General features: G+C 44.4%; 21 protein-coding genes. 9 read left to right on the top strand and 12 right to left on the bottom strand.

Translation table 11 applies throughout. The annotated features are described in order from the left end of the window. Positions 1 to 8: 8 nt before the first annotated feature. Both prmC and QL982_RS06750 read right to left on the bottom strand, forming a co-directional pair. Positions 9 to 878, bottom strand: coding sequence for a peptide chain release factor N(5)-glutamine methyltransferase (gene prmC / locus QL982_RS06755; RefSeq protein ID WP_290162433.1), 870 nt, complete (start codon positions 876 to 878; stop codon positions 9 to 11). Positions 879 to 929: 51 nt separating this feature from the next. Then, complete coding sequence (locus QL982_RS06750; RefSeq protein ID WP_290162431.1) at positions 930 to 2,846, bottom strand: MFS transporter; 1,917 nt, start codon at positions 2,844 to 2,846, stop codon at positions 930 to 932. 481 nt (positions 2,847 to 3,327) lie between these two features. On the opposite strand from QL982_RS06750, the gene QL982_RS06745 reads away from it, so the two are divergent. The 4 genes from QL982_RS06745 to QL982_RS06730 all read left to right on the top strand — a co-directional run bounded on the left by QL982_RS06745 (position 3,328) and on the right by QL982_RS06730 (position 8,498). Further along, a complete protein-coding gene (locus tag QL982_RS06745) occupies positions 3,328 to 4,257 on the top strand; it encodes a LysR substrate-binding domain-containing protein (protein WP_290162429.1) in 930 nt (309 codons plus the stop codon). A gap of 179 nt (positions 4,258 to 4,436) precedes the next feature. Beyond that, positions 4,437 to 6,980 (top strand): membrane-bound PQQ-dependent dehydrogenase, glucose/quinate/shikimate family, encoded by a 2,544-nt coding sequence (locus QL982_RS06740; protein ID WP_290162428.1) that lies wholly within the window; start codon positions 4,437 to 4,439, stop codon positions 6,978 to 6,980. Between the two features lie 303 nt (positions 6,981 to 7,283). Next, positions 7,284 to 8,285, top strand: coding sequence for an LLM class flavin-dependent oxidoreductase (locus QL982_RS06735; protein WP_290162427.1), 1,002 nt, complete (start codon positions 7,284 to 7,286; stop codon positions 8,283 to 8,285). Between the two features lie 48 nt (positions 8,286 to 8,333). Continuing rightward, positions 8,334 to 8,498: a hypothetical protein gene (locus QL982_RS06730; protein ID WP_290162425.1), complete on the top strand. Its 165-nt coding sequence runs from the start codon at positions 8,334 to 8,336 to the stop codon at positions 8,496 to 8,498. Positions 8,499 to 8,617: 119 nt separating this feature from the next. Here QL982_RS06730 and QL982_RS06725 read toward each other — a convergent pair whose 3' ends face one another. Both QL982_RS06725 and mnmG read right to left on the bottom strand, forming a co-directional pair. Further along, positions 8,618 to 9,577, bottom strand: coding sequence for an AEC family transporter (locus QL982_RS06725; protein WP_290162423.1), 960 nt, complete (start codon positions 9,575 to 9,577; stop codon positions 8,618 to 8,620). A gap of 238 nt (positions 9,578 to 9,815) precedes the next feature. Continuing rightward, complete coding sequence (mnmG, locus tag QL982_RS06720; protein WP_290162421.1) at positions 9,816 to 11,711, bottom strand: tRNA uridine-5-carboxymethylaminomethyl(34) synthesis enzyme MnmG; 1,896 nt, start codon at positions 11,709 to 11,711, stop codon at positions 9,816 to 9,818. A gap of 2 nt (positions 11,712 to 11,713) precedes the next feature. Between mnmG and QL982_RS06715 the strand changes: the two genes are divergently transcribed. After that, positions 11,714 to 11,860 carry a hypothetical protein gene (locus tag QL982_RS06715; protein WP_290162419.1) on the top strand — a complete coding sequence of 49 codons (147 nt, stop codon included), beginning with the start codon at positions 11,714 to 11,716 and terminating at the stop codon, positions 11,858 to 11,860. 81 nt (positions 11,861 to 11,941) lie between these two features. Here the strand turns inward: QL982_RS06715 and QL982_RS06710 are convergent, their stop codons facing one another. The 3 genes from QL982_RS06710 to ispF form a co-directional block, all read right to left on the bottom strand. Beyond that, positions 11,942 to 12,472, bottom strand: coding sequence for a hypothetical protein (locus tag QL982_RS06710; RefSeq protein WP_194363140.1), 531 nt, complete (start codon positions 12,470 to 12,472; stop codon positions 11,942 to 11,944). A gap of 276 nt (positions 12,473 to 12,748) precedes the next feature. Beyond that, positions 12,749 to 13,099: a Grx4 family monothiol glutaredoxin gene (gene grxD, locus QL982_RS06705; protein ID WP_110922946.1), complete on the bottom strand. Its 351-nt coding sequence runs from the start codon at positions 13,097 to 13,099 to the stop codon at positions 12,749 to 12,751. Positions 13,100 to 13,222: 123 nt separating this feature from the next. Continuing rightward, entirely contained in the window at positions 13,223 to 13,723 is a 501-nt protein-coding gene (gene ispF / locus QL982_RS06700; protein ID WP_110922947.1) for a 2-C-methyl-D-erythritol 2,4-cyclodiphosphate synthase, read from the bottom strand. A gap of 274 nt (positions 13,724 to 13,997) precedes the next feature. Here ispF and mnmA point away from each other — a divergent pair, with 274 nt between their 5' ends. Next, positions 13,998 to 15,224: a tRNA 2-thiouridine(34) synthase MnmA gene (gene mnmA / locus QL982_RS06695; RefSeq protein ID WP_290162410.1), complete on the top strand. Its 1,227-nt coding sequence runs from the start codon at positions 13,998 to 14,000 to the stop codon at positions 15,222 to 15,224. A gap of 12 nt (positions 15,225 to 15,236) precedes the next feature. Here mnmA and QL982_RS06690 read toward each other — a convergent pair whose 3' ends face one another. Together QL982_RS06690 and QL982_RS06685 are read right to left on the bottom strand one after the other, a co-directional pair. Then, a complete protein-coding gene (locus QL982_RS06690) occupies positions 15,237 to 16,061 on the bottom strand; it encodes a hypothetical protein (protein WP_290162407.1) in 825 nt (274 codons plus the stop codon). A gap of 105 nt (positions 16,062 to 16,166) precedes the next feature. Further along, positions 16,167 to 16,490, bottom strand: a complete 324-nt coding sequence (locus tag QL982_RS06685; protein ID WP_290162405.1) for a hypothetical protein — start codon at positions 16,488 to 16,490, stop codon at positions 16,167 to 16,169. A gap of 309 nt (positions 16,491 to 16,799) precedes the next feature. On the opposite strand from QL982_RS06685, the gene purB reads away from it, so the two are divergent. Beyond that, positions 16,800 to 18,191 carry an adenylosuccinate lyase gene (purB, locus tag QL982_RS06680; protein WP_290162403.1) on the top strand — a complete coding sequence of 464 codons (1,392 nt, stop codon included), beginning with the start codon at positions 16,800 to 16,802 and terminating at the stop codon, positions 18,189 to 18,191. 40 nt (positions 18,192 to 18,231) lie between these two features. Beyond that, entirely contained in the window at positions 18,232 to 18,873 is a 642-nt protein-coding gene (locus QL982_RS06675) for a DUF2238 domain-containing protein (RefSeq protein ID WP_290162401.1), read from the top strand. A 33-nt stretch (positions 18,874 to 18,906) separates the two neighbouring features. On the opposite strand, the gene QL982_RS06670 is transcribed toward QL982_RS06675, so the two are convergent. After that, complete coding sequence (locus QL982_RS06670) at positions 18,907 to 19,092, bottom strand: NF038104 family lipoprotein (protein WP_290162398.1); 186 nt, start codon at positions 19,090 to 19,092, stop codon at positions 18,907 to 18,909. Positions 19,093 to 19,271: 179 nt separating this feature from the next. Between QL982_RS06670 and QL982_RS06665 the strand changes: the two genes are divergently transcribed. Further along, positions 19,272 to 20,444, top strand: coding sequence for a cupin domain-containing protein (locus tag QL982_RS06665; RefSeq protein ID WP_290162396.1), 1,173 nt, complete (start codon positions 19,272 to 19,274; stop codon positions 20,442 to 20,444). 191 nt (positions 20,445 to 20,635) lie between these two features. On the opposite strand, the gene QL982_RS06660 is transcribed toward QL982_RS06665, so the two are convergent. Together QL982_RS06660 and putA are read right to left on the bottom strand one after the other, a co-directional pair. After that, the gene (locus tag QL982_RS06660; protein ID WP_290162394.1) at positions 20,636 to 21,328 is read right to left on the bottom strand and encodes a 1-pyrroline-5-carboxylate dehydrogenase; all 693 of its coding nucleotides are present in this window, start codon (positions 21,326 to 21,328) and stop codon (positions 20,636 to 20,638) included. A gap of 11 nt (positions 21,329 to 21,339) precedes the next feature. Next, on the bottom strand, positions 21,340 to 24,603 hold the full coding sequence (putA, locus tag QL982_RS06655; protein WP_290162392.1) for a bifunctional proline dehydrogenase/L-glutamate gamma-semialdehyde dehydrogenase PutA: 3,264 nt from the start codon (positions 24,601 to 24,603) through the stop codon (positions 21,340 to 21,342). Between the last annotated feature and the right edge of the window lie 537 nt (positions 24,604 to 25,140).

Here is a 25,140-nt window from a genome sequence, read left to right as displayed (position 1 = left end):
TTATACCACTAAATGCGACCTAGCGTCACACGATCATTACCACCATAATCTTTTACGGTATGCACTAACTCAAAGCCATTATCCAAAAATAACTTGCGCACAGCATCACCTTGATCATAGCCATGTTCGATTGCCAATAGCCCACCTGTGCATAGGTATGTCGTTGCCTGCTGGACGATATGCTCGATATCAGCCAAACCCTGATTGGGTGCACTGAGCGCACTAATCGGTTCAGCTTTTAGATGGGCTAAATGCTCGTCTTCCTCGTCGATATATGGTGGGTTGGACACGATTACATCAAACTGCTGCTCATCGCCAGTGGGTAGCGCTTGATACCAACTGCTTTGGATAAACTCAATATTGGCAACGTTATTGCTCACGGCATTGTGCTGAGCAACTTTAAGCGCCTCTGACGATAAATCAACCGCCACGACTTGCCAATTAGCTTGCTTAAGTTCATGGGCAAGACTGATAGCGATACAACCTGACCCTGTCCCCAAGTCTAGCAAGCGCTTATTACTAAGTTGCGCTGGCTGAGCGTTTATCCAGTTTAACACCTGCTCGACCAATACTTCGGTATCAGGTCTAGGAATCAAGGTATGCTCATTGACAGTAAAGGGCAGCGACCAAAACTCTTGCTGACCAGTCAAATACGCAAGCGGTATTCCTGCCTGCATCTTGGTCACACCTGTATTGAATTGCTCAAGCTCGCTATCTGTTAGCTGATAACCTTCATCCGTCATCAACGCTATCGCAGGCTTATCAATGACATGCAACAACCAGTCAGTTAGCCAAAACGAGGGGGTTTGATGACTTGACTCACCATTCGTCAGTTGCCCAATTTGTTGCTTGATTTGACGAATGGTCGATACAGTCATAGATAACTCTCAAAAAACGGTAAATGAATAAAGATATAAATGCTGCTTAGCCTACTCTGATGCGCGCGGTGGTTCTTTGGTGTCGGTCAGGTTAGAATTGGTCTTGCTTAGCTTGTCACCTATACCATTACCGCCGTTTCCATCATTATTGTCATCGCCATAAATGTCATCGTTGTCACCAATGACGATATACTTATCGACAAAGTAAATCAGTGCCAAAATTGGAATACCAATGGCAAAGGTAAAGATAAAGAAAAATGGATAACCCATATTGTCAACGATAGCACCAGAATAACCACCCATCACTTTGGGTATCAGCGTCATCAGTGAGGAAAAAATCGCATACTGTACGGCGGTAAAGCGAATGGAAGTCAGTGCTGATAAAAAGGCAATAAATACAGCGCTTGCCAGTCCAGCAGCCAAGTTATCAAATATCACTGCCATATACATAATCGGCAGGCTGCCTGGGTTGTACGTCAATACCACAAACAATAGGTTGGTCGCACACGCTAAAATCGCGCCAATCATCATGGCATGCATAATACGGAAGCGCTGAGCCAAAATCCCGCCCAAGAAGCCGCCCGCAATTGCCATAATCACACCGACAAGCTTCACGGCATTGGCGATATCTGTTTTGCTAAAGCCCATGTCTTGATAAAAAACGTTTGATATCACGCCTGCGACGATATCTGAGATACGGTACAGACCAATTAATGCCAATAGTAGCAGTGCTTTTTTGCCATAACGTCGGAAAAAGTCTAAAACAGGTTCAATCCATGTTGCTACGGCCACTTCTTTTTTGACCAGTCCTACTTGTACCAGTGCATAACCTGCTGCCATCGCTGCGCCTAAACTCACTAGCAAGTGCAAAGTTTCTACAAAGAAGCTAGAAAACGCGCCTTCAAATTCTGGCAGGACTTGTCCCATTAATATATAAGCTGCGATAAAGGCAATCACTGAAAACACAAACAATGCTACCAGTCTGACATAATCTTCGCGAGTTTCAGCGACCAACGGGGCTTTGTTAATAATTTTTGGTTGATTGATAATGAAGTACAGCAGTAACAACGGTGCGCACGCGACCAATGCTAAAAAGTAAAATTTAATAGCCGACATCGCTATTAATGGTATCAAGGCCAATGTGCTATCAAATACTGTGTTAATCAAAGCATTGATCAGGTAGATAACACCAAAAAGAAGACCTGGTATGAGCAGTAAAGCAGAATAAATAAGGAATATTTTTAAATTACCCTTTTGCTTTTTACTTTGTAAAGTTTCAGCGGTTGGCTCGTAACTGGCAAACGTCGTTAATACCCCTAATGTCATGACCCCTGCCATGATGTAGTAAGTATTACGCCATGCCTCATAACTATAAAACGTCTCATTTGAGCCGAAATAATCAGCCAAATATAACGCGCCTGCCCCCGCGACAATCATACCGATACGATAGCCTGACACATAGATAGAGGACAAAATAGACTGCATAGATGGCGGTGCCAGCTCAATACGATAAGCATCAATCACGATATCTTGCGTCGCAGAAGAGAACCCAAGCAGCACGGCCGCGCCTGCCATATAGACCAAGACATCTTCGCTAACAGGGTTTACTTTTGCCATCAAAAAGATAGCCAATATGATAAGCAGCTGCGATACCACCATCCAACTGCGGCGACGTCCCAACCACTTGGTCAAAAACGGCACAGGGAGTGCATCAATCAATGGCGCCCAAATAAACTTGAACGAATACCCCAATGCTGCCCAGCTGAACATGGTGACGACGCCGCGATCAATGCCTGCTTCTCTGAGCCATAGCGATAGGCTTGAGAAAATAAGCAGGATAGGAATACCCGCTGAAAAGCCCAAAAACAACATAATAATGACACGAGGATCGAGATAGGCTTTTGTAGCTTCGCCCCATGACTTTTTGGCAATTGGTTGATTGGGCGGCACAGATTTGACAGCAGACATAATAACTCACCAACAATTCAGACAAATAACACAACCGCGCACAATTTTTATCAATCTTTAAAATCAATTATCCATCATAAGAATCGATAAAAATTGCTCTACGTTGCACCAATATGATCATTACAACAAAATCCAGTTATGGTACTTGAGAACCTCTACCTTGACTAGATATTTTTGCATTAACTTATTGACTGCCACCTTTACACGATAGCTTATATTTCACGGCAGTAACGCAGATTATAACAGTCTTTCACGAAGGTTAAATTACCCCTTAGTTTCCTTACTCGGGCGTGTCTTCACTTCACTCGATAGTCATCTAAATGAATAGAAACAACCATTCTATATTCATAATTTTCATAAATTGATGCCTATTTATTATATACAAGAATAACAGCTTTGTTTTACACTACAGACTTGCTGCATGTTGCGGGCTTTGATTTTTTTACACAGCGGCTGTGTTTATATTTAATAGGATTAAGTTATGGCAATCGACGTAGTGGTTAACCAACGGCATTTGCAGATTCAGCTCAAACAGCTAGAAACAGTATGGCATACGGTAATTAATGGCTATAACCTAAGTCAAGCAGCGACCGTGCTACACACCAGTCAATCAAGCCTGTCCAAGCATATTGCTGCGCTAGAAAATCAGCTAAAGACGGAAGTGTTTATTCGTCAGGGCAAACGTCTGACAGGTCTCACGACTATGGGCACCGCACTCATGCCTCACATTGAGTCTATCTTCGCTGAAATTCGTACCATTGAAAACCTCAGTTTAGACTTTAATAATCCAAATATCGGTACGCTAACAATTGCCACCACCCACACTCAAGCGCGCTATGTATTGCCGCAAGTGGTTAAAGAGTTCAAAGAACGGTTTCCTAAAGTGAACCTCATCTTACAACAAGCAGATCCAGAGACCATCGCTCAGATGGTCATCCGTGGACAAGCCGACATTGGTATCGCCACTGAGTCTTTACTACATAATAATTATCTTAGATGCTACCGTTATTATGATTGGATGCATCGCGTCATCGTACCGAGCGATCATGAACTTGCTAGCCAAGAGTCTATTGATTTGCCGACGCTTGCCAGTTATCCGATTGTCACCTATCACGGCGGTTTTACAGGACGCGGCGCAATTGACAAAACGTTTGAAGAAGCAGGGTTAGAGCCAGATATCGTGCTAGCAGCGCTCGATGCTGATGTGATTAGCACCTATGTCGGTCTAGGCCTAGGTATCGGTATTATCGCAGAAATGGCATTTGAGCCAAGCCATTATCAAAACCTGACTGCCATTCCAGTCGATCATTTTGGTCGCTTTACCAGTTGGATGGCGGTACGTGATGATGCAGAAATCCGTCAATACGGTCGCGCTTTCATGGAGCTGTGTCAAAAGCAATTTGCAAATTAATGAGCGTTTGTTAAATAAAGTATCTCAGACTTGCTCACCCTTACTAGACTAGGTTGTGGATGATAAAATAGATTCTAGAACGTTATTCAGCGTTTTATTTATTTATTTATTATTCATACTTGTATTGATGGCTATCAATACAAGTCAACTTGCTCTTCTGTAAACAGGTGATACCGCTCATGGTAAAATTCGTAGCGATCATTATGGCAATTTTTGCCGCCCCTCTACTTGTCGGCGGCGCTTATCTGTTGTCCTTAGGCGGTAGTCCTTACTACCTCATTGCTGGCGTTATCATACTAACGACAGCATTTTTATTGTTCAAAAAACACTGGAGTGCTTACGGGTTATACGCGCTATTTATCGTAGCAACCATAGCTTGGGCACTTTGGGAGTCTGGCTTTTATTGGTGGGCACTAGCCCCTCGAGTTGGCTTCCCACTCATCTTTGGCTTGCTCATGCTATTGCCGTGGGTATCTAATAAGATGCGTGCGCCTAAAACTCAAGTAGCCGCAAACGCTGCTAATAGCACATCAACCACAAACACTGCTAAGAAAAGCCCTCTGTACTATTGGGGGCTACTCGTAAGCGTGGGCGTAGGTGCACTGCTCTCTTTTGGTAGTCTAGCCAATAATGCCACTGACAAACTCGGTGAGCTTGATTTGACTGCTGCAAATGATGACGAGCAAAATGTCCGCTCGGATGCAACTTCGGCCAACCTTGGTGACCCACTATCAAACGGTCAGCAAACGCCAGATGGTGAGTGGAGCGCGTATGGCCGCACTGATTATGGGCAGCGCTACTCGCCTTTGACCCAAATCAATACTGATAATGTCAAAGATTTAGAATTGGCTTGGCAGATCCAAACAGGTGATCTTAAAGGTCCTGACGATGTCGGCGAGACCACTTATCAAGCAACGCCGTTAAAAATCGGCAACGGCCTATACCTATGTACCCCTCATAACTGGGTAATGGCACTAGATGCTGACTCTGGTGAGACACTGTGGAAGTTTGATCCTAAAGTAGAAAAAAACTTACAACGTCAACATCAAACGTGCCGAGGTGTGTCTTATTATACTGGTCAAGCAACCAATCCTGACACTATTTCTACCACTGCTAATAATCTAGAAGAGAATAGCAATAGTACGGCTAGTCCTGTGCAAGTACAAAAAATTGCGGGCAATACCTTTGAAAACGCATCTAAGCAATGTGATGCCAAGATATTTATTCCGACTTCTGATGCAAAACTGTATGCACTTGATCCAAATACTGGGCAACGCTGTCAAGATTTTGGTGATGATGGTGCATTAGATTTGATGCATAACATGCCATTTAATCAAGCAGGATACTACTATTCGACGTCGCCACCAGTAGTCGCGGGTGATACTATCATCGTAGCGGGTGCTGTTAATGATAACTATGATGTCAACTCACCTTCTGGTGTAATCCGTGCTTATGATGTCAATAGCGGTGAGCTTCTTTGGAACTGGGACTCAGGCGATCCTGAAAATACAGCGCCTTTCGATGTCAATGATCCAACCCAAACTTATAAGACCAGCTCGCCAAATTCATGGTCAGTCGCCACTGCCGATGAAGCGCTTGGATTGGCATACTTCCCAATGGGCAATCGCACGCCTGATCAGCTAGGCAGTTATCGAAATGCCGCTGAAGAAAAATATGCAACATCTGTGGTTGCGTTAGATATCAAGACGGGTGAAGCACGCTGGGTTCAGCAGTTTGTCCATCATGATCTTTGGGATATGGACACGCCTGCTCAGCCAACATTACTTGACTTAGATACCGCTGATGGTGTCCAGCCTGCGTTGGTTGTACCGACCAAACAAGGCGATGTATATGTCTTGAATCGCGCAACGGGTGAGCCGATTGTGCCGATTAAAGAACGTGAAGCGCCGCAAGGATACCTGGTAGCAGGAGAGCATGCGGCACCGACTCAGCCTTACTCTGGCTTGAGCTTTGAGCCTGAACCACTGACTGAAAAAGACATGTGGGGTGCCAGTCTCGTTGATCAAATGATGTGCCGTATTGAGTTCAACCAGCTCAATTATGATGGTCGCTATACCCCACCATCAACCAATGGTAGTTTGATCTATCCTGGTAATTTTGGAACCTTTAACTGGGGTGGCATCGCGGTCGATCCTGAGAATGGCGTGATGTTTGGTATGCCAACCTATTTGGCATTTACGTCAAAACTCATTCCTAGAGAGGCATTGGGCGATGCAGAAACCAATAAAGGAGAGCAAGGGGTCAATGGGAACGAAGGCGCAGATTATGCAGTCGAGCTTGGGCCTTTCTTATCACCGCTAGGTGTTCCTTGTCAGCAGCCACCATGGGGCACGATTGCTGGTGCTGATCTAGCCACTGGTGATATCGCTTATCAGCGTAGAAATGGTACGGTACAAGATCTGTCTCCTATTCCGATAAAATTGAAATTGGGCGTCCCTGGTATCGGTGGTCCTATCATCACTAAAGGTGGCGTCGCGTTTTTATCAGCGGCGACGGAAAACAACTTCCGAGCTTATGATCTGAAAAATGGCGACGTGCTATGGAATGTTCGTATTCCAGCAGGTGGTCAAGCCACGCCAATGACTTATTTGAACTCTAAAGGTGAGCAAATGGTGCTATTGGTTGCTGGTGGACATGGTTCAGTTGGGACAACCATTGGTGATTATGTCTTAGCTTACAAGCTTGGTGATCAATCTAAATAGCATTAAATTAGTTTGATTAGTTTTCACTTTAGCAATAACCAATCAAAAAAGCAGGTAACTTAGGTTGCCTGCTTTTTTTAATACCCTAAGATGATGCTAAGACGCGCTCTTATAACCTTACTTATGACTTATTTTGACAAATGAAAAGCTTTATAAACACACCTTAATAATTGTTAAGTGTGCTTAAAAACAGAGTTAGCTGACTTTGTTATGATTCATTAACACTAACTAGAGAGGTACTTGAAACTGTCACTGGCTATAAGCATATCAGTAGCAAATAATTTACACACTACTGGAACATTTATGAGTAACAAAATCCCTTTATCTTTTTTAGACCTTGCCCCCGTCCCTCAAGGCAAAACCATCGCTGAAGGCATCGCCCAGACCGTTGACACTGCACAGCAAGCAGAAAAATTCGGTCTAAACCGTTACTGGATGGCCGAGCATCACAACATGCCCGGTATTGCCAGCGCGGCAACCTCAGTACTACTGTCGCATATCGGCAGCCAAACTAAGCGTATCCGTATCGGTGCTGGCGGCGTCATGCTACCGAACCATGCGCCACTCGTCATCGCTGAGCAATTTGGCACTTTGCAAGCATTGTATGGCGATCGTGTAGACTTAGGTCTGGGCCGTGCACCCGGTACTGATGGTGCGACTTTTCAGGCATTACGCCGACAAATGAAAGATGCGGAGCGCTTCCCGCAAGACGTACAAGAACTGATGTACTTCTTAGGCAATGATACAGACGGCAGTGCTGTGCAAGCGTTCCCTGGCGCAAAATCAAATATTCCTATTTGGATATTAGGATCGTCTCTCTTTGGAGCAACTCTGGCTGCACACTTTGGGCTGCCTTATGTATTTGCTTCTCACTTTGCCCCGCAAATGCTTGGGCAAGCAATTGAGGCTTACCGTGAACAGTTCAAACCGTCTGTCTATCTAGATAAGCCTTATGTCATGCTAGCCGCGAACTTGTTACTGGCTGATGACGATGCGACCGCACAATATCACTTTACCTCAGCGCAGCAGAGTTTTGTACGCTTGCGCCGTGGGGAAACAGGCCAAATGCCAAAGCCTACTCACGATATGGATAGTATTTGGAGCCAAGCAGAAAAAATGATGGTAGACAATGCATTGTCAGTATCATTCATTGGTTCTGTCGACACCGTCAAACCAAAACTGGCTGCATTTTTGACCACCTATCAGCCAGATGAGCTGATTGTGACTGCCAATATCTACGAGCAAGCAGCACGCCTGCGCTCACTAGAACTTACACCTGAGCTAAATTTGTTTACTTTATATTGATATAGGGCAGTTGCATAATTATTGATAAATCTTAACTGGATTTTTGACATGGAAGCAACGCCCATTATCGGTGCATCACTCATGATTGGCTCGTCAATATTTATGTATATTGTCGCCTTTCTTGCAGTCATGGCTATCGGTGGTTATTTGACCTATCGTACCAGTCCAAAGCGTAAGCAGCGCCGTGCAGACAAGCGAAATAACGAACGCTAAATCCATACCAAAAGCCCCCTTTTCAAATAAGAAAAGAGGGCTTTTTAATGCTGTACAGATCAGATAAAGCAAACATATTTACCTATTTGAAAACAATAACCAACCTGAATAAATCTGTATTACATCATACCCAATCCGCGTAAAGTTGCCGCACCAATTGCCATGCCAAACATACCGACGACGGTGGTAAACGCTAGAATATTGGCCGCGAGTATGTCATTGCCCCCCATCGCTTTTGCCATCACGTAACTGGCCGCGGCGGTTGGGGATGCCACCATCAAAAACAGCACGCCCATGTGTACGCTAGATAGACCAAATGCCAAGCCAATGGCGATAGCAACGATTGGCGCAATAACGATACGTCCTATACTGGCTTGCATAGACAACCCTGACGGATGCAACATGGACTTCATATCGATGCTCGCACCTGCGCAAATCAGTGCTAATGGCAAGGCTACTGCTGCCAATAAGTCGCCGGTCGTATGAATGACACCAGTGATAGGCGGCAATGGCAGCGCTTTATAAACAAAAGCACTGACCAATGCTAGAATCAGTGGATTGGTCAATAGTTTTTTGAAAATTATAATGCTGCGACTGGACCACGTATCATCCACACTTTTAGACACACGGCTGAGGGTAATCACGGCTAAGATGTTAAATAATATCGTGACGACTCCCATGTAGACGGCCCCAATACTCAAACCTCGCTCTCCATAGGCGTTGGCAACCGTGGCCAACCCTATAATCGCCATATTACTACGGAACACACCTTGCACAAATACGCCTTGATCCTCAGGACGTTCAACAAAGCGTTTGGCGTAGATCTCTGCCCCAATAAACAATATAAACGTCACTAAGATACCAACAAGGATCAGCGTGATTTGCTTGGCATAATCGACATCACTATCGACCACACTAAAAAATAACAAGCATGGTAGGCAATAGTTAAAGACAAAACTTGATGACTGATCGATAAATGTCTGGCTTGCTTCACCACGCCGTTGCATAAAAAAACCCAACCACATTAAGGCAAGGTTGGGTAGGACAATAGTAATCGCAAAGACAATAGCATCAATCATAAATAGGCTCAATTCGATGACTTGCCCATCATGCGATGAGCATCAACGAGATAAGTTAATAGATAGTAGTGGGGTTTTTTGACCTAGTATAGAGACAAAGTAGACAATAAGACAAGGTCACCTGCTCCTTTCTTTCAATGAAGACTGTATTTTTGACAAACAAAAGCCCGTAATGATATCTCGTTACGGGCTTTTTATACTATAAGTACTTTGTTATAAAGACTTTACTGTATTGCTATTACGAGTTCAAAGCAGCTTTTACTTTTTTGTGCTTTTTAATCGTCATCGCTAATAGCTGTATCGCAGCAGGTGTGACACCGCTCACACGACCCGCTTGCGCTAGCGTGGCAGGACGAATATGTGTGAGTTTCTGTACTATCTCATTTGAGAGACCAGAGACGATACTATAATCAAAATCTAGCGGTAGTGCGGTATTCTCGAGACGTTTCATCTGATCGATGTCTTCTTGCTGGCGATCGATATAGCCTGCATATTTGACAGAAATCTCTATCTGCTCGCCTACTTGTGTATCGACCTGCGAATCAGTAATAGCAGCAATATCAGCAAAATGTATCTGCGGACGTTTGAGCAAATCAAAGGCTGTCGCTTCTTTGCTAAGCACCTCTCCTGTTTGCTCTGTGACTTTTTTGCCTAGCGCATTAGCAGGGGTTGCCCACATGTCTTTTAGGCGTGAAGTCTCTGTCGTAATCGCTTCCATTTTTTCTTGATAAGCCTGCCAGCGCACATCATCAACCAAGCCAAGCTTACGACCTGTTTCAGTCAAGCGTTGATCCGCATTGTCTTCACGTAAGAGCAAGCGATATTCTGCGCGGCTCGTAAACATACGATACGGCTCAGTCGTACCATGGGTAATCAAATCATCAACCAACACGCCAAGATACGCTTCATCACGGCGCGGTGTCCACACGTCAAACTCGCTGTTATTAGTAGTGACCAATGCGGCGTTTGTACCTGCCAATAAACCCTGTACGCCCGCTTCTTCATAGCCCGTCGTACCATTGATCTGACCTGCGAAGTACAAGCGATCGATAGACTTGGTTTCTAGCGTTGGCTTTAGGTTTTGTGGATCAAAGTAATCATACTCAATCGCATAACCTGGACGGGTAATATGGGCGTTTTCTAACCCTTTCATACTATGAATAAAATCTAACTGCACATCAAATGGCAAACTGGTTGAGATACCGTTTGGATATAGCTCATGCGTGGTCAGACCTTCTGGCTCGATAAATATCTGATGGCTATCTTTATCCGCAAAGCGGTGAATCTTGTCTTCGATAGATGGGCAATAACGTGGACCCACGCCTTCGATTTTGCCAGAGAACATCGGCGAACGATCTAAATTCTCACGGATGATGTCATGGGTACGCGCATTGGTATGCGTGATATAGCAATTGACCTGCTCTGGATGCATAGAGACGTCACCCATATAGCTCATGACTGGCAACGGTGTGTCACCCGGCTGTACGGTCATCACACTAAAGTCAACGCTACGAGCATCGATACGCGCTGGTGTACCTGTCTTTAGACGACCGACTGGCAGCTTAAGCTCACGCAAACGATCTGCCAACTTGATAGACGGCTGATCCCCTGCACGTCCACCTTTGGAATTCTCTAGGCCGATATGAATCACACCACCCAAGAAAGTCCCTGAAGTCAGTACCACTGTTTCCGTCTTGAAGATAATACCAGTAGAGGTGACCACTGCCGTTGCGCGGCCATTTTCGACCAAGATATCATCAGCGGCTTGCTGAAATAGATCAAGGTTTGGCTGGTTTTCTAGCGTATGGCGGATAGAGGCTTTATAAAGAATACGATCCGCTTGCGCACGTGTGGCACGAACGGCAGCACCTTTACGGCTGTTCAATACGCGGAACTGAATACCAGCTTTGTCTGTCGCCAGTGCCATTGCCCCGCCAAGCGCATCAATCTCACGTACCAAATGCGATTTACCGATACCGCCAATCGCTGGGTTACAGCTCATCTGCCCGAGTGTCTCAATGTTATGCGTCAACAGCAAGGTCTGCGCGCCCATACGTGCGGCCGCCAGAGCAGCTTCTGTGCCAGCATGACCGCCACCGATTACTATCACGTCGTAATGTTTTGGGTATTGCATATATGCCTCACTTGACTCATAACGCTGCCGATAGCCCTATTCTATTATCAAACCGTGTGATGATAAAACAGCATGGCAATCAGCAAATAAACGTCAGTCGAATTTATAAAAAAGACAACGACTCAGATAAGTCGTTGGTAATTGGTTAGATAACCCATCATTATAACAATTTTTTGATGCTTAAAAAACGTCACAGCAAAAACTATTCATATTAGGGTCTACTATAAAAATTATTTCCCAGGGCTTAGCGGTACGATCTGATCGAATTGACCACTAGACAGCATATGATGACTACCATAGCCTTCTGGATTGATCTGTAGATACGCATTCATCTGACCAATCGCATCGCCGTCATCACTGGCTAAGATCTGCTCTTTAATCAATTCAACAGGTGGTAACAGTAAGTTTTTAAGCAATGCCAAGCGCTGTTGGTTATCACCTTTATTGGCCACCAACTCAATCAGCTGGCGCGCGTCAATTGGTAGATCTGGTGTGTTTTGAGCCAGTAACGCCAAATGATAAGCACCTGCCGTATCTTGATCGGCGACAATGCGCTGTTCGATAGCAACATACGTCGCTTCTGTCGCGCCGCCTGCCACACTAAGCTGATGGATACATTTCAGTGCTGAGTTGGACTCACTACTGGCAATTTCGATGATACGTGTCGATTCATTTTTTAAATGCTCGCGGCGTTTCTCTATTGCTGCTTGCTCAGCAGACACCGGTTCGGCCAATTGTTGTTCTGTTGGTTGATTGCTCATAATACTCTCTCACTATTTATGTTTTTATAATATTTGCTGTTGAGCCATATATGGGGTCAAGACTGACAAAAACAATAAAAGCCCGAGCGACCAATTAAGGACTGACTCGAGCTTTTATTGTTAAAACTTACCAGCTTGATATAGTCGATTCAATTTAAAAGTAGTACAAGGCAACCAAGTGTAGATGTATATATGATACTTCAAGCGAGGTTAACGCTGTCATACTTTTATAGTGGAATGGCTATAATAAAAAAGCTTAGATAAGTGTTTGTAGCATTAAGCAGCTGGGCTGTTTGCTTCAACCAATGGCTTTAGCTCACCTGATTGATACATCTGCAAGATGATGTCTGATCCACCCATCAACTCACCGTCGATCCATAACTGTGGGAACGTCGGCCAGTTCGCCACTTTTGGTAAAGTTGCACGAATTTCTGGGTTTTCTAAAATATTTACAAAGGCAAATGGGCGACCGATCTGAGTAAGAACTTCAATCGATTTAGCAGAAAAGCCACATTGTGGAAACTGCGGTGTGCCTTTCATATAAATAATAACTTTATTGTCACGGATTTGATCACGGATCAATTGTTCAACGTCGTTTGCAGCAGTGTTTGGGGTTTGCTCAGTCATAAAAGCTCCTATTGATAAAGCGGTTCATTGAAAACAGTAATTAATATTACAAAATAATTGAGTAAAGAGACGGCTGATACATGGGGCAATCAACACGATATTACAAGTATGATTATATATCGGTTAAACATCAACTCTATGAGGCACTAATAATACCACGGCATTGGCCATGATGCCCTCTTGACGACCTGTAAAGCCTAATTTTTCAGTCGTGGTGGCTTTCACACTGATATTACTAATATCCGTTTGCAAATCACTGGCGATATTATCGCGCATTGCCTGACTGTGCGGCGCCAGCTTTGGACGTTCGCACATCACAGTAATATCAGCATTGCCTAACCGATATCCTGCCTCTTGTACTTTGCCATAGACGTAGCGTAACAAGACTCGCGAATCTAAACCTGCATGTGCCGCATCGGTATCAGGAAAATGCTGACCGATATCACCAAGCGCCAGTGCGCCAAGCAGTGCATCAGCAAGCGCATGTAGTACCACATCACCGTCAGAGTGTGCAAGCAAACTGTGAGTATGCTCAATGGGCACGCCTGCTAATATGACATATTGCTGCTGCTGACCATTATTATGGAAAGCATGAACATCGATACCTTGTCCAATTTTTATCATTAGTATTCCAAATAAAATAAAGGCGATTAAAATAATTTAAAACTACTATCTGAATTTTCAAAGCAGTTTTGCGAGCAGTAAGATGCCATAGGTCGCCACCAGTTTCAATTAACTGGTATAATATGACGCTTATTTTATCATAATACCAAATCTGAAAGATGAGATGACAGTGTCAATGTGGTCAACTTACTAAATCTATTAACTTTAGTAAGCAGCACCAGCTTATATGGTCATGTTAAATTTTGAATTAAGGTATAAATAGTTGAGCCGTCTTATGTCAGCCATCCCAAATACATCAAGCATATCCGTTTCTGATTCTTTCAGCGCCCAGCGTACTTTGACGCTTGCCGATATTGATAATCCTAGCACCAAGCATGTGATTGTCGGTATGTCAGGTGGTGTTGATTCTTCTGTGTCTGCCGTCCTACTCCAACAAGCAGGGTTTAAGGTAGAAGGCCTGTTTATGAAGAACTGGGAAGAAGATGACGGTACGGAATACTGTACGGCGATGGATGATTTGGCAGACGCGCAAGCCGTGTGTGACAAAATCGGCATGAAGCTGCACACGGCCAATTTTGCGATGGAATACTGGGATCGTGTTTTTGAGCACTTTTTAGCGGAATATAAAGCAGGACGCACCCCAAACCCTGATATTTTATGCAACAAAGAAATCAAGTTCAAAGCATTCTTAGACTATGCCTTGACCCTTGGTGCTGACTACATCGCTACTGGTCACTATACGCGGCGCAGTGTGAATTATACCAATGCCGATGGGGATGAAGTTGCTCAGCTTTTACGTGGTCTGGATAATAATAAAGATCAGAGCTATTTCTTACATGCCGTTGGTGGCGATAAAATTGCCAAGACATTATTCCCAGTCGGTGAGCTTGAAAAACCCGTGGTACGCCAGATTGCAGAAGAGCATGATTTAGCAACCGCTAAAAAGAAAGATTCTACTGGTATCTGCTTCATTGGTGAGCGCCGTTTCAAGGACTTTTTACAACAATACCTGCCTGCCCAAAAAGGCGATATCGTGACCGACGATGGGCATACTATCGGCACTCATGATGGCTTGATGTATTACACCTTAGGTCAACGTGGCGGTATTGGTATTGGCGGTGTCAAAGATCGTCCTGAAGAGCCTTGGTTTGTATTGGCAAAAGACCTAGACAAAAACCGCTTAATCGTCGGTCAAGGTCACGAACATCCAATGATGCTCAGTAATGAGCTGACGGCTTATAAAATGGATTGGGTCGACGGCCTGCCACCTGCGGAAGTGTTTACCACAGAGGGCCTACTCTGTATGGCAAAAGCACGCTATCGCCAGCCAGATCAAGCGTGTCGTGTATTTGCAACAAGTGCTGACGGAAACGATGTTCGCGTGGTGTTTGATGAGCCGCAGCGCGCCGTCACTCCGGGTCAATCAGCCGTTTTTTATATCAATGAAGTGTGTTTAGGCGGCGGCGTGATTGCCACGATTGATGCACCTTGTGGCTTCTAAATATAATACAATTTAGTTTTGGGCGGTCGCTGTTACCGCCCCGCTATTGCTTGTACTTAAATTACTATTTTCGACGTTATATATCTGATACGTCAATTGTGCGATTGGCTGTAGCTCTGAGGTAAATTGATAAAAGCGAATGTCATAGCTGCCTTTAAGCCAACCTTCATCAGGCTTAAAGCTGACCCAATTTTGATTGCTATTGGCAACGATGTCTTTTTTCTCAAACAATAACACCTGCCCCGTCTGATTATTGACCCACTTTACAAATACAAAAGGGCTTGCTGGTACTTTGCCTGCGGTATCAAGATGAGCAAACAACGTGGCATTTTGGTCTATTGTGGAAGTATCCATTGATAGTGATGGCATCATAGGCGTGAGTGACAATTTAACCTCACCAACGAGTGGCTGATTGTCATTCTCTTTGTATAATTCCTCAATGGCACGCTGCGCAAATTGGCGCTTATCAGCAAGCGCCTCACCTGCGCCTTGAGTCATAAACCTGTCAATATACTGCTCTAACATATAACTCGGCATCTTATTGACAATATCCATCGCTTGCTCTTGTGAGTAATCATGCATAGAGCTTATGGGCTTCGCTCCTGCCACTGGCATGTTGTTACCATTCTGATGTTCAAGCGCTTGCAACTCTGCGGGTAAACTAGTGTCTTTTTGATCCAGACTAGGCGCAGTATTATTCTGTAGCGACGGACTGACCTGCTGTCTGCCTTGCATAACTTGATCCATTTGCTGCTTGGTCATAAGCAAATAAGTGCCTAGACTACCAAGAACGAAAGCAATAAGGACGGATGGTAGGTATAGGGCTTTATCTTTCATATAGGATTGTTTACTAAGTATCTGATACATAAAAAGTACTGACCAATAATATAACCAGTACTTTTTCAACTTTTAATCAATGTCAATTAGCTTATAACTGTACTACTAAGGACACTGTAGTACATAGCCATTGATAGTTGACCCTGATGTGTACTTACTAGTAGTAGTATTGAGCCTGCCGAACTTACCATCTAGTATCATTTTACTACCAGTACATGTAATCACCATATCCGCCTCAGCACTTGCATTTTCAAACAAACAACTATCGTTAGAAATACCAGTCACTGTTTTTCCTGTAATATTACAAGCTTTGGTAGGTGTTGGCTTTACTGTACCTGTATATGAGCCACCACTGCTATCACTGTCACCACCGCAAGCACTAAGCGCCAATGCTGAGCCTAACACTAAAACGCTAACGAATTTATTCATACTTTAATTTCCATTTAGTAAACTATTGACTGTTAAAACCAGCTTATTAAACCACCATTACATTTAAAAAACAATATCGTTACAAACATAATCATTGGTTATTATGATATATATAGCGCTTCATTATTATTCCTTTAGCAACATCAACAGTGCCTTATTTTTCCTTCAATCCGATCTTTTTCATTCCCAACAATATGCGCGAAATACGGTAAACACTAACTTTTTTATGTCAACTTTTGCTATAATTGCGCGACCAAAATTTTCCAGCTGTAGTATTCATTCACTTCCTGTTAACTCAAAGGCGATACCATGACCCCACTTACCGCTCTCTCTCCAATCGATGGCCGCTATGCAAGCAAAGCGGACAGTTTACGTCCTTATTTGTCTGAATTCGGTCTGATCAAAGCTCGCGTCACCGTTGAGATTCGCTGGTTACAGTCATTGGCTGATAATAGCGCTATCGGCGAATTGGCAGCATTTGATGAAGCAACGAATGCTTTCTTAAATGCTATCGTTGATGATTTTAGTGAAGCCGATGCGCAAGCTATCAAAGATATCGAAGCCACGACCAATCACGATGTAAAAGCAGTTGAATACTTCATCAAAAACAAATTCCGTGGTCAGGACGCACTCATTGATTCGCTAGAGTTCATTCACTTTGCTTGTACCAGTGAAGATATCAACAACTTGTCATATGCCTTGATGCTCAAAGACAGCCGCGAGATTGTGGTTGCTAAAATGCAGCAAGTGACTGATAGCATCGTTGATTTGGCCATTACTCACGCCGAGCAGCCTATGTTGTCACGTACACATGGCCAGACCGCTAGCCCAACGACCCTTGGTAAAGAAATGGCAAACGTGGCCTATCGTCTCGCCCGCCAAATCAAACAAATCGGTCAGGTTGAGCTATTGGGTAAAATCAATGGTGCGGTTGGTAACTATAACGCGCATTTTTCAGCCTATCCTGATGTAGACTGGCAATCACATGCCGAAACCTTCATCGGTGAGCGTCTTGAGCTAACGTTTAACCCTTACACCACTCAGATTGAGCCACATGATTATATCGCTGAGCTATTTGATGCCGTCAAACGTTTCAACACTATCTTGATCGATTTTAACCGTGATATTTGGCAATATATCAGCTTAGGCTATTTTAAACAGCGTCTAAAAGACGGCGAAGTTGGTTCTTCTACCATGCCGCATAAAGTCAACCCAATTGACTTTGAAAACTCGGAAGGCAACTTGGGCGTTGCAAACGCAATGCTGGCACATTTGGGCGAAAAACTGCCTATCTCACGTATGCAGCGTGACTTATCAGACTCTACCGTATTACGTAACATCGGTGTTGGTCTGGCACAAAGCATGATTGCTTTTGACGCTTGCTTAAAAGGCGTTGGCAAACTTGAATTGAATGCGCAGCGTTTAAATGACGACTTAAACAATGCACAAGAAGTATTGGCTGAGCCGATTCAAACCGTGATGCGTCGCTACCGTGTGGAAAACCCATATGAAAAGCTTAAAGCATTGACCCGTGGTAACGCCATGACTCGCGAAGCCATGCTAACGTTTGTCGAAAGTGATGAGTTGTCTGCCGTGAGCGACGCTGATAAAGCACGCCTACGTGACATGACACCGGCCACTTATATTGGTAATGCCACTGAGCAAGCCCTTACCATTAAAGATTGGATTGCCAAGCTTTAATTGGCTGCTATTAACAGCGAGCAAAAAATAAGCGAGCAAAATGCAGCGAAATTTTAAATCTGTGGTTGTCAGTACCATTGCGGTATTCCTCATAATGGTGCTGGCAAGTATTGAGCCTCTAGAATGGTCAAGCTACCTACTACATCAGTTGGGTACCTTGATTTTTTTAGGGTTGATGCTACTAGCCTACCGCTATTGGCATATTAGCTCACGCTCCTATGTCCTCGCTTCACTATTTCTATTCATTCATATTATCGGTGCACGTTATCTATACTCATATGTGCCCTATGATGATTGGACACAGCTCATATTTGGTGTCAGCTTAAACGATTTGTTTGGTTGGCAGCGAAATATGTATGACAGGCTCGTACATTTTAGCTATGGGCTTTTGCTGTTCAGTGCGATGGTTGAGAGCTCAAAATTTATCTTTAAGATATCATCCATCAAACTTTTGATAGCGCTTGCGCTCATGATTAATATGTCGTCAAGTTTGCTCTATGAGCTATTAGAATGGGGAATCGCAACCACCTTATCGCCAGAAGCAGCAGAAGCTTATAATGGTCAGCAAGGTGATGTGTGGGATGCCCACAAAGACATGGCATTGGCGTTACTCGGCGGGCTAATTGCGGCAGGTATCGTACGATTACAAACGCGTCAATCTAAACAACAGCCGTCAACTTAAACCATAGCTGTCAGATAACCACTTATTACACTTTTATTCGTCTTTTTTATCGTCATCACTGTCACCCGGTATGATGGCTTTACCCACCGCAACCGTCCCTTTAACAATACCCTTAGTGGTTTTATAAGCGATTTTGGCGGGTACGGTGACGATTTTATGAACACAGGCTTGTAGCAAAAACACGCTAGCGATGATGACAACAAAATGCAGCTTTTTCATAATATTCCTACGATTGAGTGGGTGTTCTGACGATAGCTATTATTTTGGTAACATCACTGTATAAACGTCACCATATAAACAATGCTCATCAGATAGGTGACAATCTTAAACTATTAAAATCTTCCTATAAAGCCTCCTTTATTATCAATCTTGTACGCAGTTAAAATATGGATTTATCAATGACTTCTATCCCTCTTTGTTTACCCGACTCTATCACGCCTGAGCAGTTCTTAGCTGAATACTGGCAAAAGAAGCCCCTCCTTATCAAACAAGGGTTGCCGCAGCTGATTGATATGTTTGAGCCAGATGACATGATTGGCCTTGCCCTTGAAGAAGATGCTAGCGCAAGACTGCTGACTCAAGCAGCCAGTAAAAAAGAAGGTCAGGCACAGTGGCAACTCAAAAAAAGCCCATTGACTGAAACGGATTTTGAAAACCTGCCAAAACAATGGACTGTATTGGTACAAAACCTCGAACAATGGTCGCCAGAGCTGGGTCAGTTGTGGCAAGCATTTGGTTTTATTCCACAATGGCAGCGCGATGACATTATGGTCTCGTATGCACCCGCAGGTGGTTCGGTTGGTAAACATTATGACGATTACGATGTGTTCTTAGCACAAGGCTACGGCTCTAGACGTTGGCAGTTGGGCAAATTCTGTGATGAGCAGACGGAGTTTGTCGCTGATGAACCCATTAGACTGTTTGATGATATGGGTGAAATTATTTTTGATGAGATATTAGAAGCTGGCGATGTGCTGTACGTCCCACCTAAATTATCGCATTTCGGTGTCGCACAGGATGATTGTCTAACCTTCTCTTTTGGTTGTCGTCGTCCAAATCTGATGCAAGTCATCGATAGTATTGCTGATATCGCAACCAATGACAGCACGTTATTTATTCCGATGCTACTGCCACAAGCGCTACAAGCATCAGGTGAGCTACAAACTGACAGTATCGCGGCTATTAAAGCGCAACTATTGCAAATGCTACAATCTGATCGTGGTGATGACATGATTCGCCAAGCAGTGTCTGAAGTGGTTAGCAAGCGTCAGTATGATGCGCTGATGCCAGAGGAGACGTTAGATACTGATGAGCTAATGCAAGCATTGTCAGAAGGTGCCACATTGCAAGCGGACTATAGCAACCGCCTACTCTACAGCCAGACCAATAATGGCATCGTACTATATGCCAATGGTCAACGCATCGATGGGCTTGATGAAGCCGCTATAGCAATATTGGTACGCTTGGCTAATGGTGAAGCATTGCAGCATAGCGATGTCACCAATGTCGATGCAGACGATTTAAGCGAATGGCTAGAGAACGGCTGGGTATGGGTTGATATTGCTGAATAACATTCTCTAATCAATCTTCAGCTAAATAACGCAAACAAAAAAACCGCTAACTGATAATGACTCAGATAGCGGTTTTTTCTTATACATCTTATGCAATCACTAGTTTGGCATTTATAGCGCTACCAAACACAGCTTAGCCTTTATGAAAGTTGGTATAAAAGCTAAGCGGATTCGTAATTGATGCAATTCTTCTACTCTGTACCAAGCTCAAGCAAGCTCGCGTTACCACCGATTGCTGTGGTATTAATAGTCTTGACTCGCTCAGTGACAAAACGATGCAGATAATCAGGCGTTAGCATTTCTGACAAGCCTTCCATATCAGTGACACTGATAACCTGTGTCAAAATACCGTCTGTATTGGCAAGCTCTTGACTGATGGCTTGTACTTCGCTACGGCTACCAGAGACAGCAACCTGCGCAAGACGATCGATATATAAAAGCGTGACGGTTTGCGAATCGTTAGCCACACTTAATACATCTTCGCTGATGCCTGTATCGTACAATACTTTGGCAGCTTCATTGCACATCTCATCTTGGCTTGGGCAATGTAATATGACTTCGTTGCCTGTCAATAATGCGGCGATAAGCTGGCCCAGTACTGCCATTGCTCTAGCAGATTCACCGCCAACCACCATCGTCTTACCACGACCCGTCACATACAAATCGTTAGACTCGCCCGTTGCACCCGTCATACGATGCACCTCATCCAAGCTAGGCGCAGCGCTCAACAGATGGTTGAATAAACGCTTTGCTTTATTGGCATCACCAGTGAGCAGTGCCAACTTTGGAATGGCTGCTTGTAGATACGTTGCGCGGTTGACTGCGCCAAGTAATCGCCAAGATTCACAAACCTGGGCATGATTTTTTTTGAATTCAGTCGCCATGTTGCTACTCCTTATGCGAGTTCTGTTTGAGTGGTGGTTTGGGTTTCGGTCGTTGTCATATGAGCAGCTGGCTGTTCAGCATGGGCTGACCCTGAGCTAAGCTGCATTAAACGAGCTACATAGTGCGGGCCACCAGCTTTAGGGCCAGTACCAGATAGACCACAACCACCGAATGGTTGGACGTTTACGACCGCGCCAATTTGGTTACGGTTGATGTAAGTATTACCCACAAATGCACGGCGCTCAATGTTCTCAACGGTATTTTCGATACGGCTATGAATACCTAGGGTCAAACCAAAGCCTGTGTTGTTGATGGCATCAATCAGCTTATTCAAATCACGTGCTTGGTAGCGCAGTACGTGTAAAATTGGACCAAAGTGCTCACCACCGATTACATCGATGCTCTTCACTTCGATTGCTGTTGGCAATACAAAGGTAGACTTCTCTTGACTGACGACTGAGCTGGCACTCATTGGCGTCTGTGCCAAAATGGTAGCAGTCGGCTCAGCACTCATACGTTCGATGTGCGCCTCTAAACCTTGCTTGGCATCAGCATCAATGACTGGGCCTACATCTGTCGCAGCATATAGAGGGTTGCCTACAGACAGCTCTGCCATATTGCCTTGTAATAGCTCGATTAAATCATCGGCCATCTCTTCTTGCACGCATAGTATACGGCACGCTGAGCAACGCTGACCTGCTGAACCAAATGCTGATAGTACCGCATCTCTCACCACTTGCTCTGGCAATGCTGTTGAGTCAACGATCATTGCGTTTTGACCACCGGTTTCAGCGATAAAGACAGGCAGCTCACCGCTGGCTTGTGCATGATCATTCAAGCTTTGGTTAATACGTTGGGCGGTTTGAGTAGAGCCTGTAAATATCACCCCTGCGATATTGTCAGCAGCCGTCAAAGCACCACCTACATCGCCAGCACCAGTTACCAACTGCAAGGCTTCTACTGGTATACCCGCTTGATACATCAACTGTGCACCAAAATGAGCAATCAAACTGGTTTGTTCGGCAGGTTTGGCTACTACGGTATTACCTGCCGCGAGCGCCGCCACGATTTGTCCAGTATAGATAGCCAATGGAAAGTTCCATGGACTGATACAAACAAAAGTACCGCGTGCTTTATAAACTTGACGAGACTGCTTACCAGCCAAATCTGTAAACTCATGCACGACATCATCTAGACGCTCTGCTTCGTCAGCATAGAAACGACAGAAGTCAACGGCTTCTTTGATTTCATCAATACCGTCTTGCATGGTCTTGCCCGCTTCAACTTGGCATAGTGCCATTAGCTCAGCGTAGTTCGCTTCATATAACTCAGCAATCTTGCGCAATATTTCAGCACGCTTAGCAGCTGGCACATTTTGCCATACACTTTGACCTGCCACGGCAACATCGATTGCTTGGCGAGCCACTTCAGCGTTGGCATAGGTTACTTCACCAGCGCTGACTTCATGGTTCCAAGGCGCAAGTACAGTCTGCGTATCAAGCTGATTCGTTTGACCGTCTACTTCATAGGTATCAACAGCTTTACCATTAATGATAGAAGTGGCTGACCATGTTTTGTGTAGATGGCTATCAATAGCTGATTTGAAAGGCAACCATTGTGACTCTACAAAGATATTTGGGCCAAAACTTGCACGACGCGAACCGTAAATCTCTAACGGCAACGGAATCTCTGGATTGTGCAACGTGGCATTACTCAGCAACTTGTCATATGGATGCACAGTCAACTTTTCAATCGGATAAGATTTGTCTAGCAGCTGATGAACAAATGAGCTGTTGGCGCCATTTTCGAGCAAGCGACGTACCAAATACGGCAGCAAATCTTTGTGCGCGCCGACTGGTGCATAGATACGTACAGGAATCTGATACGCTTGCAAAATATGATCATAAAGCGCATCACCCATACCGTGCAGACGCTGGAACTCAAAGTCTCTATGCGCGCTCATGGTAATGATTGACGCAAGTGTGTGCGCATTATGCGTGGCAAACTGTGGCCAAATTAGCCCGCGCAAATGGTCTGACAATAAGAAACGTGCGCAAGCAAGGTATGCCGTATCTGTGCCTTCTTTACGGGTCCAAACAGGATAGCCTGATAAACCTTTTTGCTGAGCCAATTTGATCTCAGTATCCCAGTAAGCACCTTTTACCAGACGTACTGGAATGCGGTCGCCCACCTCAGTAGACAAACGAGCAAGCCACGCTAATACAGCGATAGCGCGTTTAGAGTACCCTTGTACAACGATACCTAAACCATCCCAGTCTGCCGTCAAATTATCACGGTACAAAGACTCAAACAGTTTTAGAGAAATCTCAAGGCGATCCGCTTCTTCGGCATCGATACTGATATCAACATTGACTTCGCGTGCCGCTTCAATCAGCAACAAGCAACGTTGACGCAATAAGCCCATGACTTGCGCTTCTTGCGTGGCTTCATAGCGAGGATGCAGTGCCGATAATTTGATAGATACTGACGGTTTTGGCATGCCTTCTTTGACTTTGATGCTAGCCGTGGCTCTGATGGCATGCAGATAGTCGTTGAAGTATTTTTCCGCGTCTTTATGCGTGATAGCCGCTTCACCCAACATATCAAATGAGTAGGTATAGCCTCTATTACGATATGGCTGGCTGTTTTTATTGGCGGCTTCGATGGTCTCGCCCAATACAAACTGATGGCCCATGATACGCATGGCTTTTTGCATCGCACTACGAATGACAGGCTCGCCCATCTTTTTGGTCATGCGGTCCAAGAAACCTGATGCGGTAGTACTGCTGTCAATACTGACCACACGGCCCGTCATCATCATGCCCCATGTTGAGGCATTGACCATAAAGCCGTTGTCATTTTTGATGTGCTTTTTCCAGTCAGCCACACTCATTTTGTCATGAATCAACGCATCAGCAGTATAATTATCTGGCACTCGAATCAAGGCTTCTGCCAAGCTCATGAGCAAGATACCTTCTTGGGTATCAAGGCTATACTCAAGCAATAATGAGTCAACCATCTTGACGGCTTTGCCATCATTACGCACGTGCTCAACCAGCTGGCGTGTTTGCTCAGCAGCAGCATCACGTTCTTCTGCGCTAGGTTTAGAGAGTGGCAACAAGTCAGACAACCAACGTTCTTCATCCACACTGTACAACGGCGAAATACGCTTGTGCAGCGCTTCTGTTGACTGGGCGAGATATTCTGGCGACAGCATATCAACAGGGTTGAACAAAATCGGTTCTTGCGGGGTAAACTGGTCTACTGGGTTCATAACAACTCCATAACTATCGTTTAAAAACCATAATAAATGGTGCTTTAGGAAGTCTGATTGGTCTGTATAACTGCTCATAACCGCTATCAGATAAAATAGTGGTTATTAACGGATATTCACAGCAATAATCAAAAGACCAAACGGCGCCATCACAAAACGAGAAAATCCAGCGTAAGCTGGAGACGGTTAAGTAGGTCGTTCGACTGTTAAACGGGCTACGTTAACAATACAAAGGCAACAACGAACAGCTAAGCGGCATTAGTGCCTTCTTCTTGTTAGTAGTGAAAGGAGTACGATGGCCAAATATCGCTTTATTGAACCGAAATAATCGCTTTAATAATCGCAAATCTGTCATCTTTGGTGATGCTAATTCACTGTAAGAAAAACCTCTACGGCGTTGATTGAGGTGATGCGCTTAACTCGGCTATAATATCACGAAAAAAAATTTCAAACTAACGAAATTTATTATTTTCACAAATTAATATATATTTAAATAACAATGACTTACAAGCGCTTTATTGGCTATGACGCTTTGGT

Source organism: Psychrobacter sp. 5A.1 (assembly GCF_030407455.1).
Lineage (GTDB): Bacteria > Pseudomonadota > Gammaproteobacteria > Pseudomonadales > Moraxellaceae > Psychrobacter.
This window is presented reverse-complemented; position numbering and strand designations above follow the sequence as displayed.